Annotated in this window: 17 protein-coding genes; 5 read left to right on the top strand and 12 right to left on the bottom strand. The window is 69.1% G+C overall.

Features of this window, described 5'->3' with window-relative positions; translation table 11 throughout:
* Positions 1-28: 28 nt before the first annotated feature.
* Positions 29-673 (bottom strand): O-methyltransferase, encoded by a 645-nt coding sequence (locus ACIBO2_RS14840; protein WP_397297355.1) that lies wholly within the window; start codon positions 671-673, stop codon positions 29-31.
* A gap of 124 nt (positions 674-797) precedes the next feature.
* Between ACIBO2_RS14840 and ACIBO2_RS14835 the strand changes: the two genes are divergently transcribed.
* From ACIBO2_RS14835 to cimA, 3 genes are all read left to right on the top strand, one after another.
* Entirely contained in the window at positions 798-1544 is a 747-nt protein-coding gene (locus tag ACIBO2_RS14835) for a TetR/AcrR family transcriptional regulator (protein ID WP_397297353.1), read from the top strand.
* A gap of 62 nt (positions 1545-1606) precedes the next feature.
* Positions 1607-2257 (top strand): thioredoxin domain-containing protein, encoded by a 651-nt coding sequence (locus ACIBO2_RS14830; RefSeq protein ID WP_358539516.1) that lies wholly within the window; start codon positions 1607-1609, stop codon positions 2255-2257.
* Positions 2258-2436: 179 nt separating this feature from the next.
* Positions 2437-4017, top strand: a complete 1581-nt coding sequence (gene cimA / locus ACIBO2_RS14825; protein WP_397297350.1) for a citramalate synthase — start codon at positions 2437-2439, stop codon at positions 4015-4017.
* Positions 4018-4021: 4 nt separating this feature from the next.
* On the opposite strand, the gene ACIBO2_RS14820 is transcribed toward cimA, so the two are convergent.
* Genes ACIBO2_RS14820 through ACIBO2_RS14805 form a run of 4 tightly spaced genes read right to left on the bottom strand, consistent with a single transcriptional unit; the run spans position 4022 to position 8949 of the window.
* Positions 4022-5044 (bottom strand): ABC transporter permease, encoded by a 1023-nt coding sequence (locus ACIBO2_RS14820; protein ID WP_397297348.1) that lies wholly within the window; start codon positions 5042-5044, stop codon positions 4022-4024.
* Positions 5037-6542 carry a sugar ABC transporter ATP-binding protein gene (locus tag ACIBO2_RS14815; RefSeq protein WP_358539527.1) on the bottom strand — a complete coding sequence of 502 codons (1506 nt, stop codon included), beginning with the start codon at positions 6540-6542 and terminating at the stop codon, positions 5037-5039. Before ACIBO2_RS14815 ends, ACIBO2_RS14820 begins: the two co-directional genes overlap by 8 nt.
* On the bottom strand, positions 6532-7599 hold the full coding sequence (locus ACIBO2_RS14810) for a sugar ABC transporter substrate-binding protein (RefSeq protein ID WP_358539530.1): 1068 nt from the start codon (positions 7597-7599) through the stop codon (positions 6532-6534). Before ACIBO2_RS14810 ends, ACIBO2_RS14815 begins: the two co-directional genes overlap by 11 nt.
* Before the next feature lie 42 nt (positions 7600-7641).
* Positions 7642-8949 carry an L-fuconate dehydratase gene (locus ACIBO2_RS14805; RefSeq protein ID WP_358539533.1) on the bottom strand — a complete coding sequence of 436 codons (1308 nt, stop codon included), beginning with the start codon at positions 8947-8949 and terminating at the stop codon, positions 7642-7644.
* Positions 8950-9184: 235 nt separating this feature from the next.
* Between ACIBO2_RS14805 and ACIBO2_RS14800 the strand changes: the two genes are divergently transcribed.
* Positions 9185-9928 carry a FadR/GntR family transcriptional regulator gene (locus ACIBO2_RS14800; protein WP_358539536.1) on the top strand — a complete coding sequence of 248 codons (744 nt, stop codon included), beginning with the start codon at positions 9185-9187 and terminating at the stop codon, positions 9926-9928.
* A 17-nt stretch (positions 9929-9945) separates the two neighbouring features.
* Here ACIBO2_RS14800 and ACIBO2_RS14795 read toward each other — a convergent pair whose 3' ends face one another.
* A complete protein-coding gene (locus tag ACIBO2_RS14795) occupies positions 9946-11577 on the bottom strand; it encodes a heparinase II/III family protein (RefSeq protein ID WP_358539538.1) in 1632 nt (543 codons plus the stop codon).
* A 138-nt stretch (positions 11578-11715) separates the two neighbouring features.
* Between ACIBO2_RS14795 and ACIBO2_RS14790 the strand changes: the two genes are divergently transcribed.
* Positions 11716-12312: an HD domain-containing protein gene (locus tag ACIBO2_RS14790; RefSeq protein WP_358539541.1), complete on the top strand. Its 597-nt coding sequence runs from the start codon at positions 11716-11718 to the stop codon at positions 12310-12312.
* Between the two features lie 10 nt (positions 12313-12322).
* Here the strand turns inward: ACIBO2_RS14790 and ACIBO2_RS14785 are convergent, their stop codons facing one another.
* The 6 genes from ACIBO2_RS14785 to ACIBO2_RS14760 are packed head-to-tail and all read right to left on the bottom strand — an operon-like array spanning position 12323 to position 15089.
* Complete coding sequence (locus ACIBO2_RS14785; RefSeq protein WP_358539544.1) at positions 12323-12904, bottom strand: alkaline shock response membrane anchor protein AmaP; 582 nt, start codon at positions 12902-12904, stop codon at positions 12323-12325.
* Complete coding sequence (locus ACIBO2_RS14780) at positions 12901-13569, bottom strand: DUF6286 domain-containing protein (RefSeq protein WP_358539546.1); 669 nt, start codon at positions 13567-13569, stop codon at positions 12901-12903. Before ACIBO2_RS14780 ends, ACIBO2_RS14785 begins: the two co-directional genes overlap by 4 nt.
* Complete coding sequence (locus ACIBO2_RS14775; protein WP_358539549.1) at positions 13566-13964, bottom strand: Asp23/Gls24 family envelope stress response protein; 399 nt, start codon at positions 13962-13964, stop codon at positions 13566-13568. Before ACIBO2_RS14775 ends, ACIBO2_RS14780 begins: the two co-directional genes overlap by 4 nt.
* The gene (locus ACIBO2_RS14770; RefSeq protein ID WP_358539552.1) at positions 13961-14149 is read right to left on the bottom strand and encodes a hypothetical protein; all 189 of its coding nucleotides are present in this window, start codon (positions 14147-14149) and stop codon (positions 13961-13963) included. The genes ACIBO2_RS14775 and ACIBO2_RS14770 overlap by 4 nt, the downstream gene beginning before the upstream one ends.
* On the bottom strand, positions 14146-14631 hold the full coding sequence (locus ACIBO2_RS14765; protein ID WP_358539554.1) for a hypothetical protein: 486 nt from the start codon (positions 14629-14631) through the stop codon (positions 14146-14148). Before ACIBO2_RS14765 ends, ACIBO2_RS14770 begins: the two co-directional genes overlap by 4 nt.
* Positions 14628-15089 (bottom strand): Asp23/Gls24 family envelope stress response protein, encoded by a 462-nt coding sequence (locus ACIBO2_RS14760; RefSeq protein WP_358540329.1) that lies wholly within the window; start codon positions 15087-15089, stop codon positions 14628-14630. Before ACIBO2_RS14760 ends, ACIBO2_RS14765 begins: the two co-directional genes overlap by 4 nt.
* Positions 15090-15248 lie beyond the last annotated feature (159 nt).

The raw sequence follows: 15248 nt of genomic DNA, 5'->3' as shown, positions 1-15248 counted from the left end.
AGGCGGCTGAAGCGTGTCTGACGGCGGTCTAGTGGCGGCGCACCATGGTGAGCCCGTCGGCGATCGGCAGGACGACCACGGTGACCCGGGGATCCTCCCGCACGAGGTCGTTGAACTCACGCATCTGCGCGGTCCGCTCATCCGTGACGGCCGGGTCGGCCACCCGGCCGCTCCACAGCGTGTTGTCCACCATGAGCAGGCCGCCCGGCCGCAGCCGGTCGATCAGCAGCTCGTAGTACGCCGGGTAATTGGGCTTGTCGGCGTCGAGAAAGGCCAGGTCGATGGGCTGCTGGAAGGCGGCGAGCGTCTCCCGCGCCGGGCCCAGGGTCAGGGTGACGCGGCCGGTCACGCCGGCCTTCTCCCAGTAGCGGCGGGCGATGGACGTCCACTCGTCGCTGACGTCGAAGCAGTGCAGCGTGCCGCCGGACAGGCCCCTGGCGATGCACAGCGACGAGTAGCCGGTGAACGTCCCCACCTCGACCGCCACCTCCGGCCGGGTGAGCTGGGTGATCATCGTGAGGAACGTGCCCTGATCGGGCGTGATCTGCATGCCCGCGCTGTCGCCCGTCGCCGCGATCGTCTCGGCGGCGAGCTCCTCCAGCAGGTGGTCGGGCGGGGTGGAACGGTCGAGGATGTACTGGGCCACGGCGGGGTCGAGAAATTCTGCTTTCATGATTTCTATTCTTAATGGGCATGGGAGCAGCTCCGGCCACTAGCCGGGCACAATGTGGAAAGTCATAATCCCCTATATCTAAAGACATAAAACGTCCGATATGTCAAACGGGTACTCTTACGGGGTGGGTGAAACGGCGACCTCGGCGAGGGGCCTAGGGGCGACCGGGAAGGCTGCTCCGCGCGGGCGTATCGCCAAACGAGAAGCGATCATGACCGCTGCAATGAGGGTGTTCGTGCGCGACGGTTACTCGGGTGCGAGCATCGAAACCATCGCCGCTGAAGCGGCGGTATCCAAACAGACCATCTACAACCATCTGGGCGACAAGCAGCGCTTGTTCGAGTCCCTGATCGACGAGAACTTCGATCGGGTCAATGCCCAGCAATTCGCCATGATTGAGACTTTTCCCGATCGACCGGCGAACCTCATGGCGGAGCTGACGGCGTTCGCCGGTGCTCTCATGCGTGAATGTCTCATGGACGAGCGGGCGCGCGCCTTGCGCACACTCGTCCAGGCGGAGGGATCCCGGCGTCCCGACATCGCCAGGCAGTGGCGGCAGCGTGGTCAGGGCCAGCTCGCGGGGTCCCTGGCCGCCAGGTTCGCCAGGCTGGCGCTGGCCGGGAAGCTCTCCCTGGCCGACCCCGATCAGGCGGCGCGCGATTTCCTGGCGTTGATCACGTATGACGCCCAGGTCGGCTGGACCATCGGTGACGCGTCCATGCGAGACGACGAGCTCGACGCCTCCATCGCCGCCGGGGTCCGGACGTTCATGCGCGCGTACGGCAACGGCAGCACCAACGGCAACGGCCACCACAACGGAAACGGCAACGGCAACGGACACAGCAACGGCAACGGCTCGGCTGGAGGCTGACAGACGCCCGCTCTTGCTCTTCGGGTAAGGTCTCGGCGATCAATGAGCTAAGGGCGGGCAAAATGAACAAAAGGGTGACGGCTGTCGTGGCCGTGGGCGTGGCGCTCGTCGTGCTGCTGACTGTCGTGGCGTTCTCCGAGCCCGGCACGTCGGCGGCACAGGGAGTGCGACTCACCCGGCAACCCGACGGTTCCATGGTGCTCGCGGACAGGGGCGGCGACGCCCCTGTGCTCGACCTCTACGAGGACTTCGACTGTCCGGTCTGCAAGGAGCTGCACACCAGGGTCAACGCGACGATCGAGCGGCTGGCCGAGGAGGGCAAGGTCAAGGTCGTCTTCCATCCGGTGACGGTCTTCGAGGACGAGCCCATGCGCGCCAACTCCGTCCGCGCCGCCGCCGCTGCCCGCTGCGTGCCCGAGGAGAGCTGGCTGGCGTTCAGGGAGGAGCTGTACGCCATGCAGCCCTCGCCGCACGGACTGGCCTCGGGCTTCGACGTCCAGGAGCTGGCCAAGGCGGCCAGGAAGGTCGGCGCGGACGTCGACCAGTGCGTGATCTCGCAGTCGTACGCCGACGCGCACTTGCAGGAGAGCGCGAAGGCGGGGATCGACGGGACACCGACGCTGCTCCTCGACGGCGAGGTGCTGGGCAACGAGGCGTTCGACCCGGTCACCCTGGAGCGGGCCATCACCGGCGGGTCAGGCGTCACGGTCTGACGTGTCCCAAAGGTTGAGATCGATGTGCCGACCAGTGGATAGATGTGGCAGACTCGCAAGCACCATGTTCTACGGTCTGCTCATTATCAGCAGGCGCGCTGGCTGACAAAGGGACACCGCCAGCGCGCAGACCTCTCACGTCCGTGAGGGGTCTTTTTGTTTTCCAGGGAGACGACACCATGGCCGACGACCGCTTTCACGTCTATGACACGACGCTGCGTGATGGCGCCCAGCAGGAGGGTCTCACCCTCACCGTCGCCGACAAACTCGCCGTCGCGCGGCAGCTGGACGGCCTGGGTGTCGGCTTCATCGAAGGGGGCTGGCCCGGCGCCAACCCCAAGGACACAGAGTTCTTCAGGCGCGCTCAAACAGAGCTCGACCTGAAGCACGCGCAGCTCGCCGCGTTCGGTGCGACCCGCCGAGCAGGTGTGAAGGCAGCCGACGACCCGTTGGTGGCCGCCTTGCGCGAATCCGGCGCGCCGGTCGTGACCCTTGTCGCCAAGAGCCACGACCGGCACGTGGAGCTGGCCCTCCGCACGACTCTCCAGGAGAACCTCGCGATGATCCGCGACACGGTCTCCCACCTTCGTGCGGGGGGACAGCGAGTCTTCCTCGACGCCGAGCACTTCTTCGACGGCTACAAGTCCAACCCAGCCTACGCGCTCGAGGTCCTGCGCACGGCGGCCGAGGCGGGCGCCGACGTCATCGCCCTGTGTGACACCAACGGCGGCATGCTCCCCGACGAGCTGGCCGACATCGTCCACGCCGCCGTCCAGACCAGTGCCCGTGTCGGCATCCACTGCCACGACGACACCGGCTGCGCGGTCGCCAACACCCTCGCCGCCGTCAAGGCCGGCGCCACGCACGTGCAGGGCTGCGCCAACGGCTACGGCGAGCGGTCCGGCAACGCCAACCTGTTCACCGTGGTCGCGAACCTCCAGCTCAAGCGGGGCTTCGACCTGGTGCCGCAGGAATCGCTCGCCGACATGACGCGCATCGCCCACGCGATCACCGAGGTCACCAACGTCACGCCCAACTCCCACGCGCCCTACGTCGGCATGTCGGCGTTCGCGCACAAGGCCGGGCTGCACGCCAGCGCCATCAAGGTCGACCCGAACCTCTACCAGCACATCGACCCCGCCCAGGTCGGCAACGACATGCGCATGCTGGTCTCCGACATGGCCGGCCGCGCCTCGGTCGAGCTCAAGGGCCGCGAGCTGGGCTACGAACTCACCCCCGAGGCCACCAAGACGCTGGTCGGACAGGTCAAGGACCTGGAGTCCAGGGGCTTCACGTTCGAGGCCGCCGACGCCTCCTTCGAGCTGCTGCTGCGCGACACCGTCCACGGACAGCGCAAGCGTCACTTCGAGGTCGAGTCGTGGCGGGTGATCGTCGAGCGCACCAAGGGCGGCGAGCTGGTCAGCGAGGCCACGGTCAAGGTGCACGCCAAGGGCGAGCGCATCGTCGCCACCGGCGAGGGCAACGGCCCGGTCAACGCGCTCGACCGGGCGGTACGCCTGGCGCTGGAGAAGCTCTACCCCGAGCTGGCCCGGCTGGAGCTCATCGACTACAAGGTCCGCATACTCGAAGGCACCCACGGCACGGACGCCATCACGCGCGTGCTCATCACCTCCAGCGACGACACGGCCGAGTGGTCCACCGTCGGCGTCGCCGAGAACATCATCGACGCCTCCTGGCAGGCGCTGGAGCAGGCGGTGACGTACGGCCTGCTCCGCGCGGGCCGCGAAGCCGGCTCGTAAGCGTCTACTCCTGGACCTTGCCTCCCGTGAGCCGGGACAAGACCAGGGCGACGATGATGATGACGCCGTTGAGGGCCTGGATCCACTGGGCGGGCACGCCGGCCAGGGTGAGGACGTTCTGGATCATGTAGAGGAGGAGGATGCCGGTGAACGCCCCGAACATCGTGCCTTTGCCGCCGTTGAGGCCGACGCCGCCGATCACGGCCGCGGCGAACACGGTGAAGATGGCGCCATCGCCCTGAGCGGCGGCCACAGAGGCGAGATGGCCCGACATCAGCAGGCCGCCGAGCGCGGCGAGCAGGCTGGCGCCCACCAAGGCGGTCCACAGCACCCGGTCGGTACGGATGCCGGCCGCCTTGGCCGCGTCCACGTTGCCGCCGATGGCGTACAGGGCACGGCCGTACTTGGTGAAGCCGAGCAGCACGATGCCGGCGGCGAACAGCAGCAGGCACAGCCAGATCGAGGCGGGCACGCCCAGCCACATGGCCGAACCGAGGTAGAGCATCGACGACGGCAGGTTGAAGAAGGTCTGGCCGCCGGAGATGCCCGTGAGCAGGCCGCGCAGCACGATCAGCATGCCGAGGGTGACGATGAAGCCGTGGAGCCCGAACCGTACGATCAACAGGGCATTGATCATGCCGATCAGCACTCCGACGGCCAGGGTGATCGGAATCGACCAGGCGCCAGGCACCAGGCCGAGCCCGGCGCCCGAGCCGGCGGCGACGGTCAGCCAGGCGGCCACGCCCGGCGCAAGGCCGAACGTCGACTCCAGCGACAGGTCCATCTTGCCGGCGACCAGCACGATGGTCTGGGCCAGCACCAGGAGAGAGATCTCCGACATGGTCTGCAGGATGTTGATCAGATTGTCGCCCTGCAGGAAGATCGGGTTGACGATCTGACCGACGACGGCGATCACGATGATCGCCGGGATCAGCGCGAAGTCGCGCAGCCGGGCGAGCCGCACCTGTGGCCGTGCCCGCTCCTGAGCGGCGCTCCCGGTGACGGGCGTGAGGGTTTTCTCAGGCATCGAGCCGGACTCCTTCCATGGCCGCCACCACGTCGTGGTCGTGCCACCCGGCGGCCATCTCCGCGACGATGCGACCCTGGAACATCACCAGCAGCCGGTCGCAGAGCCGCAGGTCGTCGAGTTCGTCGGAGGCGATCAGCACGCCGGTCCCCTCGGCGGCCGTCTCCTCGACCTTGCCCAGCAGGAACTCCTTGGACTTCACGTCCACCCCGGCGGTGGGGGTGATCAGTACGAGCAACCGGGGATCGGAGGCCAGCGCCCTGGCCATGACGACCTTCTGCTGGTTGCCGCCGGACAGGCCCATCACGGGCAGGCCGGGACCGGGCGTCTTGATCGCCAGGTTGGCGATCAGGGTGCCGGCCAGCCGGTCGCGCCGCCTGCCGCTGATCAGGCCGGCCTCGCCGAGCCGTTCGGGGACCGTCATGGTGGCGTTGTTGGCGATCGACATCATCGGGACGAATCCCTGATGGTGCCGGTCGCGGGGGACGAAGCCGACGCCCGCGGCGAGCGCGTCAGGCACGCTGCCGGGACGGGGGACACGCCCGGCGACCTCGATCGTGCCCGCATCGGCCGCGCGCAACCCGGCGATGGTCTCGGCCAGCTCGGTCCGGCCGCTGCCGGCCGCGCCCGCCAGGCCGACGATCTCGCCGGCCTGGATCTGGAAGCCGACCTCTCTGTACGCGTCGCCGTACGACAGGCCGCGCACGCCGAGCACCACACCGGCGCCGGCGGGCACGGCCGTCCGGGAGGATGTGCCGGCCAGGCCGGCTGCCTCTCCCGCCAGCGCCGCCACCAGCTCGGCGTGCGGCAGGCCGGCCACCGTGGTGGTCAGGATGTGCCGGGCGTCGCGGAAGACCGTGACCGTGTCGCAGATCTCGTAGATCTCCTGCAGGTGGTGGCTGATGAACAGGAAGGTCACCCCCTGCTCCTGCAGGGTACGGATACGGGCGAACAGGCGGGCGATGGCGGCGGCGTCGAGCTGGGCGGTCGGCTCGTCGAGGATGATGAACCGGGCACCGAAGGACAGCGCACGGGCGATCTCCACGAACTGCCGCTGTTCGACGTCCAGTTCGCCGGCGGGCAGCCGTACGTCCACGTCCACCGACCACGTCTCCAGCAGGGCGGCGGCCTTGCGGCGCAGGTCCGGCCAGTTGACGAAGGCGCCGTGGCGGTTGAGGTAGAGGTTCTCGGCCACGGTGAGCTGGGGGATGATCGTGGACTTCTGGTAGACGCAGGCCACCCGCTGCCGCCAGGCGTCACGGTCGGCGAGACGCGGGGCGGGTTCGCCGTCGAAGCGCACCTCGCCCTCGTCGGGTGCCTGGAGCCCGGTGAGTATCGAAACCAGGGTGGACTTGCCCGCCCCGTTGCGGCCGACCAGAGCGTGGGTCTGGCCGGGCATGATCCGGATTCCGGCGCGGTCCAGCGCGACGGTCTCGCCGTATCTCTTGGTGACGTCCACCGCCTCGGCCAGAGGCGTGGACGCCTGGTCAGCCGCCAAGATTGTTGCCCCAGAGCGAGGATTCGCCCGGCTTGACGCTCGTGACGCCCCCGTAGGTGCCGCCGTCGGCGGTGACCAGCGGCGCGGAGAGCTGGTCCTCCAGCAGGCCCGGGCGCACCTGGATGATGGTGCTGTCGTGATCGGTCGCGCCGGGCTTGAACGTCTTGCCGTCGATGGCGGCCTTGGCGTACTGCAGCGCGTACTTGGCGTACTGGTCGGCCGGCTGGGAGACGGTGGCGTCGATGTTGCCTGCGGCGATCTCCTTCAGCTCCTGGGGGATGCCGTCATTGGAGACGACGAAGACGTGCTTGGGGTTGTCCGGGGGGACCAGCAGGCCACGCTGCTGGAGCACTTGGAGGGTGCCGGACAGGGCGAAACTCGATTGCATGTAGACGCCCTTGATGTCCGGATTGGCGGTGAGCCGCGTCTGGAGCTTCTGCGAGGCGATCGCGCCGTCCCAGTTGGCGGCCTCGCCGAACACCGTGATGCCGGGGTAACTCGCCTTCATGCAGTCGTTGAACGCCTCGGTGCGGTCACGGCCGTTGATGGAGGCCAGGTCACCCTGGAGCATCACGACCTTGCCCTTGCCGCCCAGCTTCTCGCCGAGGAACTTGCACGCCTTCTCGCCGTACGCCCGGTTGTCGGCACGCACCACCATGAAGGCCTGACCCTGCTCGGGACGGGTGTCGACCATGACGACGGGGATCTTCTTGGCGTTGAGCTGCTGGAGGGTGGGGGCCACGGCAGCGGTGTCCTGCGGCGCCAGCACGATGCCCTTGACGCCCTGGCTGATGAGACTCTGCACGTTGGCGGTGAGCTTGGAGATGTCGTTCTGCGAGTTGGAGGTCTTCAGCTCCAGGCCGTTCTCGGCGCCGAACTTGGGGACGTACTTGATGAAGGAGTTCCAGAAGTCGGTGTCGGAGCGGGGGTAGTCCACCCCGACGACCGGCTTGCCGCCTCCTGAGGCGGTCGTGCCGCTGCCCGCGCCACCCCCGCAGGCCGCGGCCAGTCCGGCCGACAGGGCGATGGCCGCCCCCAGGGCGAGTCCTCGTTTCATGGCTGTTCCTTTCCTGCGCTGTTTCCGGGTCGCTGTTCTGGGTCACAGCCGTAGGTCGGCGGTCCACTGGGGACCGTGCGGGTAGGCGTACTCGGCACGGGATTCCGGACGCATCTCGGCGCCCCCGCCCGGTCGCTCAGGGGCGACATATCGGCCTTCCCGGATCACGACCGGGTCGGTGAAGTGCTCGTGCAGATGGTCGATGTACTCGATGACGCGGTCCTCGGCGGTGCCGCTGACGGCCACGTAGTCGAACATCGACAGGTGCTGGACCATCTCGCACAGCCCGACGCCGCCCGCGTGCGGGCACACCGGGACCCCGAACTTGGCGGCCAGCAGCAGGATGGCGATGTTCTCGTTGACCCCGGCGACCCTGGTCGCGTCGAGCTGCAGGATGTCGATCGCGTCCGCCTGCAGGAACTGCTTGAACATCACCCGGTTGTGCGTGTGTTCGCCGGTGGCGACCTTGATGGGCGCCACCCGCTTGCGGATGGCGGCGTGGCCGAGCACGTCGTCGGGCGAGGTGGGCTCCTCGATCCAGTACAGGTTGTACCGGGCCAGCGGGGCCAGCCACTCGATCGCCTGGCCGACGTTCCACGCCTGGTTGGCGTCCACGGCGATGCGCACATCGGGTCCGACCGCCTCTCGGGCCAGCCGTACGCGCCGGACGTCCTCGGCTTGGTCGGCGCCGACCTTCAGCTTGATCTGGCGAAACCCGTCAGCGACCGCTTCCTTGGCCAGCCGGACCAGCTTGTCGTCGGTGTAGCCGAGCCAGCCGGGGGTGGTGGTGTAGGCGGGGTAGCCCTCGGCGAGCAGCCTGGCGTGGCGCTCGGCGCGGCCCGGCTCGGCGCGGCGCAGGATGGCCAGCGCCTCCTCCCGGGTGAGGGCGTCCTCCAGGTAGCGGAAGTCGACGACGTCGACGATCTCCTCCGGCGACAGCTCCGACAGCAGCCGCCACAACGGCTTGCCCGCCCGGCGCGCACGAAGGTCCCACAGCGCGTTGAGCACGGCTCCCGCCGCCATGTGGGTGACGCCCTTCTCCGGGCCGAGCCAGCGCAGCTGGCTGTCGCCGGTGAGCAGGCGGGACATCCCGCCGAGGTCGCCCAGCACCTCGGCCACCGGCCGTCCGGTGACCAGCGGTGCCAGCGACTCCACCGCGGCGACGGCGATCTCGTTGCCGCGCCCGACGGTGAAGGCGAGCCCATGCCCTTCCTGTCCGCCGCCGGTCCGCACGATCACGTAGGCGGCCGAGTAGTCGGGCTCGGGGTTCATGGCGTCGGACCCATCGAGGTGCCGTGAGGTCGGGAACCGGATGTCGTGGGCCTCGACCGCAGTGATCAGCTCGGGCACGATGAGGTACCTCCATGGGATGTTTCCCGGCAAGTCAAAATTTTGACATGGGATGTCTTTGTAATCCCGCCCCGTGCTTTCTGTCTAGAGGTAGCCGAAAAGGATACCAAGAGTGGTAGACAACCCATGTCTGTTCATCATCGGGGCTGGTTCTCACTTAGACATGGGATGTCTGTTATGTTTCCCGTGTGGCTCGCGTGCCGATCGAGCCGCTCCACCCCGGGAGGCCGTACCCATGTCACTGACCGACGAGGCGATCTCCCGCATCCGGGCGCTCATCCAGTCGGGCGAGCTGTCCCCGGGGGCGCGGCTGCCACCGGAGCACCAGCTCGCCGCCCAGCTCGGCGTCTCCCGTAACCCGTTGCGCGAGGCGGTCAAGGCGCTGGTCGTGGCCCGGGTGCTCGACATACGGCGGGGCGACGGCACCTTCGTGACCAGCCTGGAGCCACGGCTGCTGCTGGAAGGGCTGGGGCTGGCTGTCGAGCTGCTGCGCGACGACACCCTGCTGGAGATCGTCCAGGTGCGGCGGATGCTGGAGCCCGCGGCGACCGGTCTGGCCGCGTCCCTGATCTCCACCGAGCAACTCGAGGAGATCGGCGAGCATCTGAACGCCATGCGCGCCGCCAGTGACGACGTGGAGAAACTGAATCACCACGACGCCGCCTTCCACCGCGCGGTGGTGCGGGCGACCGGCAACGAGACGCTGTCCACCCTGCTCGACGGCATCTCCGGCCGTACGGTGCGGATGCGGGTGTGGCGCGGCACCGTCGAGGCGGGCAGCTCGCACAAGACCGTCGCCGAGCACGAGGCGATCTACAACGCCCTGGCCGCCGGCGACGCGACTCTCGCCCAGGCCGCGGCGCTGATGCACATCAGCACGACCGAGAGCTGGCTCCGTTCGGTGCTCGGAGACGTCGAGGGCTCCCGTGATCAGGAGGAGTACGCGGAGCCCTCGATCGAATCGGTTCCGGGGCGCTAGCGCTCCAGCCGGACCGGCTAGAGCAGCTTGGCGGGGAAGGTCAGGCCCTGGACCTTGACCTTCCCGCCCGAGCAGGACACCTTCGGCGCGTCGGTGTCGGGCACGATGACCGTCAGCAGCGACTTGGCGGCGGGGGAGACGACGACGTTCGTCGGCACCTTGGACAGGTACGTCGGCGACACCCACCCCAGCTTCCCGCCCCGCTGCACCTGCTGCCCGCCCACCGGCTCGCACCCCGCCAGCTGGACCATCGTGACCCGGTACTTCCCGTCGCCCAGCACGACCCGGCCGCCGCCGTTGGAGATCACCTTGAGCGACGGGGCGAAGCGCCACAGGTTCTTGACCTTCTTGCCGCCGGAGGCGGTGTCGAGCACCGCCATCACGTCCTGGCCGTGGTTCACCAGCACCGATCGGGTACGGGAGGTGCCGTAGGCCGTGTCGGTCAGCCGGAAGGCCTGCCGGTCCTTGCCGTACGAGGACTTGGTGAGCTTGCTGGCCGTGCGCGGACGGAAGCGCCCGCCCACCACGGACGGCACGTTGTGCGCCTCGGGGGAGAGCGTCCAGTAGCGGTAGGAGCTCTTCTCGTAGGAGTTGAAGCCGCCGTCGACCAGGATGTCGCGGCCCTGGGCGTAGTAGGTCACGCTCAGGTGGTCCTCGTGGCCGTGGAACTTCAGGCCGGGGCCGAACCTGATCGAGTAGAAGGCGGATTCGGGCTTGCCCCAGTCGGTCCGGCCGTACACGTAACCGGCCTTGTAGACCTTGACCTTCTCCTTGGGCGTGCCGGTCTCGATCTTGGGCTCGACCTCGGCGCTGCCGTCGCCGATCGGCACCATGAAGCCGTTGGGCTGGGTGGAGTGGGCCACGAACGTCTTGAGCGCGTCGGCCCGCTTGGTGATCTCGCCGGGCACCTTGCGGCCGCAGTCCTTCATGTTGGTCATCGCGACCATGAGCCTGCTGTGCACGTACACGGCGTAGCGCGGCGCCTGCTCCATGAGCGCGCCCTGGGAGTCGACGTCGAGCTTGACCGTGCTGGTCAGCCGCTTGACGGCCAGGCTCAGCCAGTCCTTGCGGCCGTAGCGGCAGGCGATGCCCATGAGCGCGATGTCCTGGTCGATCCCGTGGTTGTGGCCCTTCTTGTACAGCCGCGAGTCGGTCAGGAGCTTGCCGTGCTCGGCCAGCGTCTGCTTGAGCCAGGCGTCCTTGACGTGCATGCTCAGGCAGACCAGCGCCTGGGAGCGGAGCGAGACGGGGTGGTCCTTCCAGGCGTACGACGGGGTGCCGCGGGCCCCCCGCCTGTTGCTCGCGGCCCAGTCCTTGGTGATCTCCACGGCCCGGTCGAGGTAACGCTCCTCGCCGCTGTTCTCGTACGCCACGACGAGCGTGCCCATCCAGCGCAGCGACTGGAAGACGAACTCCCACGAACGGTTGTGGTACGGGCTCATGCTCCAGTTGATCTTCTTGCCGATCTTCACCGGAGGCTGCTCGACCAGGGGCAGCTCACCCCGCATGACCTCGTCAGCCGTGGGCGTACCGGGCAGCCAGTCGCCCTGGCACTGCGAGGTGCGCTTCACCGAGGTGTCGGCGTGCGCGGTGCTCACCAGCCCGGTGGAAACGAGCATGAGAGCGAGGGGGATCGCAAGGCGGCGCACGCCGGTTCCTTCCGGGCAAAAGATGGGGGCGGAACATGCTGACCGAATCACGATCAACTGGTCAAGTTGGGTGCCGGATCGTTAGCGGCTCGATGCGGCTCGGTTTCCGGGCCGGACATTTCACGACATGCTGAGGGCATGAGATACGACGACATCGTGATCCCGGACACCCCCGTCTGCCAGGGCGCTTTGGAGGTGGCGACCAGGTATCACTCGCCCTCGTTGCTCAACCACTCCGTCCGCGCCTACCTGTGGGCGGCGGCGTACGCGGGGCTGCACGAGATCGCGTTCGACCCTGAGCTCCTGTACGTGTCATCGATGCTGCACGACATCGGGTTGACCGCGGAGTTCGACAGCCACACGGTGCCGTTCGAGGAGGCGGGCGGGCATGTGGCCTGGGCGTTCGCGGCGGGGGCCGGGTGGCCGGTCGAGCGCCGGGTCCGGGCCGCCGAGGTGATCATCCGTCACATGTGGGACGAGGTGCCGCTGGCCGAGGATCCCGAGGGACACCTGCTGGAGCTGTCGACCGGCATGGACATCTCGGGCCGGCGTACCGATGAGATCCCGGCGGAGGTGCGGCAGGAGGTGCTCGCCCGCCATCCGCGGCTGGAGATCGCCAAGGAGTTCGCGGCCTGCGTGACCGAGCAGGGCACGCGGAAGCCGTCCAGCCTCGCGGGCCAGTTCGTCCGGGCGGGCATCACCGACCGCATCGCCCGCAACCCCCTGGATGACTGAGTAGCGGGTCTCAGTGGGCGACGCGATGTGCGGTCGGGGCGGGTTCCAGGGTCACCCGGGCCACCGCCGGTACGCGATCCGCCTCCAGCGCGCTACGCATATGCGGGATCGCCACGCCCGACAGGTGGTCCCTGAGCTCGCTCATCGGCGCCTGCTCGTCGGCCACGAGGCGCAGCCGTATCAGCGGCCGGGCATCGGAGCACCCAAGGACGGCCCCGGCGCTCAGCACGGCGGGGCTGGTCTCGACGTCCGCCGCGACAGCGGACGCCATGCCCTTCGCGGTGACGTCGGTGACGCCTCCGGGGCCGGTCTCCAGCCGCAGCGAGTCGCGGCTGTCGCGGCGCCCTTGGACGAACAGCCAGCGCAGGCCGAGCAGCGCCACGATCACGGCCACCAGCGCGACGGCCCACCAGATCCACGGGCTCCAGGCCGCGAGGAACGATCGCACGGAGAAGTTCATGATCGGCGTCACCGCGCGGGCCCGTCCGAATGCCCCCAGGCCGCGGGCCAGCGCGTAGGCGCCGAGGAGGAGCAGCACGATTCCGGTCAGGGCCAAACCCCAGCGGTTGCCGCGGCTCGTTCTGCGGTTCACTTGCGCTCCCTCACGTTGACCTTCACGTGGTACGGCTCGATGGGGCTCAGCGCCACGAGCCTGGACAGCACCGCGGTGTGTACGGCCTCGCCGAACCGCTCCCGATCCCACCCGGCGGTGGTCGCGGTGACGGCGGCCGTGTGGCCGCGGACCGAGGCGCGGGCCGCGTGCACGCCCGGAACCTCTTCCGCGGCATGCGCCAGTGCCCTGGCGAAGCTCCTGCGCCGCAGGCCGATGATCAGGTCCGCGTCCCCGGTACGTACCGGCACCAACCGCGGCCTGCCGGGCACCAGCGCGGTCACCAGCAGCGCCAGCCCGATCAGCGCGACGATCGCGGCGCCGAGCAGGAAGAGCCCGTTGTTCCACGGAGTGGACGCCGCCCAGCTCAGCATCCGGTCCAGGCGAACCCACCGCAGCGGCCGCCCGGCGAGCGCCGAGATCGTCTGCGCGGCCACCACCACACCCAGGATCGTGAGCAGCGCGGCCACCACGACGGCGGGCACGGTCCGCCGCGGCCTGAACGCCCGCATCGCCGCCCGATCCGCCGCCCGCCCGGCGCCACCGCCCCCCGAGGGCCTGATCGCACCGCCCAGGGGCGCCTCGATCGCCTGGCCGCCCAGGGTCGTCGTCACCGGTTCATCCGCCCCGTGGGCTCCGGTACTCATGGCGAAACCTCCGGCGGGGCCGTGAGTTCGGCCATCGTGATGTCCACGTGGGACACCTGGAGTCCCGTCAGCGTGGCGATCCTGCTCGCCACGTGGCTCCTGATCACGGCCGCCACCGCGCGCAGCGGCATCGGGTAGGCCACGGACACGGTCAGCCCGATCTCCACGGTGTCACCCCGCACCGTGGCGTTCGCCGGGCGTGTCCCGCGTAGCCCGCCGCGCTCGATCACCTCGCGCACCCCAGCCACCTCGCGGGCGGCATGGCGGGCGATCTTGGCCGCCACGCGGTCCGTGACCTCGGTACGGCCACGCCGCTCGGGCGGCACTGCCGGAGCAGGGCGCTGCCCCGGCACCAGCACGGCGGATGCCTGGGACGCGGGCGTGTCCGTGGTCATCTCCGCCTCACGGTGAAGTTGGGCAGGTTCACCTCGCCGCCCTCCATGATGCGGCCCACCAGGAGACCGATCGCGCCCAGGACGAGCACGAGGAGGAAGGCGCCGAGCCCGCCGATGGCGCCGACGATGCCCAGCACCATGCCCACGGCCATGCCGATCACGGGCAACCATGAGATGTTCGTCATGAGCTCTCCTTCACCGCGCCTTCGGGCGTCTTGTCTGAGGGCGTCGCGTCTGCGGGCGCCACGTCGTCGATCCGGATGTTCACCGGACGGTCGCCGGCCAGGCCGGCCACCGCCCGCCGTACCTCTTCTGCCGTCTCGGGAAGCGGGCGGCCGAGGCGCGCCACGATGGCGATGGTCACCTCGCGCTCGTCCACGGAGACGCCCGTGAGGCGCTCGCCGGGCAGGTAGGTCGCCACCGTCCCGAAGAGGCCGCCGGACAGCCCGGCCACCCCGGCGCAGTCGCGAACCCGCTCGGCGACCAACCGGGCCTCGCTCGCCGGGGCCTCGGCGGTCCGGGCCTCGGTCGTCCGGGCGTCCGTCCCCCCGGCTCCGGCGAGCTGAGCGCTGGTCACCTGGGCGCCACTTGTAGCGGCGCCGCTCGCCTGGGCAGCACTTGCCGGGACGCCGCTCGTCGGAGCGCCGCCCGTCTGGGCGCCGGTCATTGGACCCTGGATCCCTGCTCCGCCTTGCCGCCGGACCGCTCCGCCTCGGCGGCGCTCGTACCGCTGCTCTCCCCGGCGGGCGTGTCCCGCAGGTGTACGTCGTTGACCCTGATGTTCACCTCGGTGACCTCGAGTCCGCACATGCGCTCGATCGCGTTGATGACGATCCTGCGCACGGCTCCGGCCAACTCCGGGATCGCGACGCCGTACTCGGCGACCAGGTCGAGGTCCACGGCGGCCTGCCGCTGGCCCACCTCCACCGACACGCCCTGGGCGACGCTCTTGTCACCGCCGACCATGCCGCGCATGGTGCCGAGCGCTCTGGCGGTGCCGCCGCCCATGTCGTACACACCGGACACCTCGCGCGCCGCGAGGCCGGCGATCTTCGCGACGACCACGTCCTCGATGGTGGTGGTGCCCTTGTCGGTCACCAGCGACCCGGACGGGCCGCCTTCCATCGTCCTGGCCCGCGGTACCGTGCCCTGCTGATTGACTACCGTGTCAGCCACGATCCGTCACCTCCTGACACTCGATGTGTCACAAAGCCCTAGTAACCTCCGGGCAACCGAAAATGCGTGACAAAACGGACTTTAGGTACGTTTGTGACCGATTCATGG

Origin of the sequence: Nonomuraea sp. NPDC050022 (genome assembly GCF_044460705.1) — a bacterium.
Classification (GTDB): Bacteria; Actinomycetota; Actinomycetes; order Streptosporangiales; family Streptosporangiaceae; genus Nonomuraea.
This window is presented reverse-complemented; position numbering and strand designations above follow the sequence as displayed.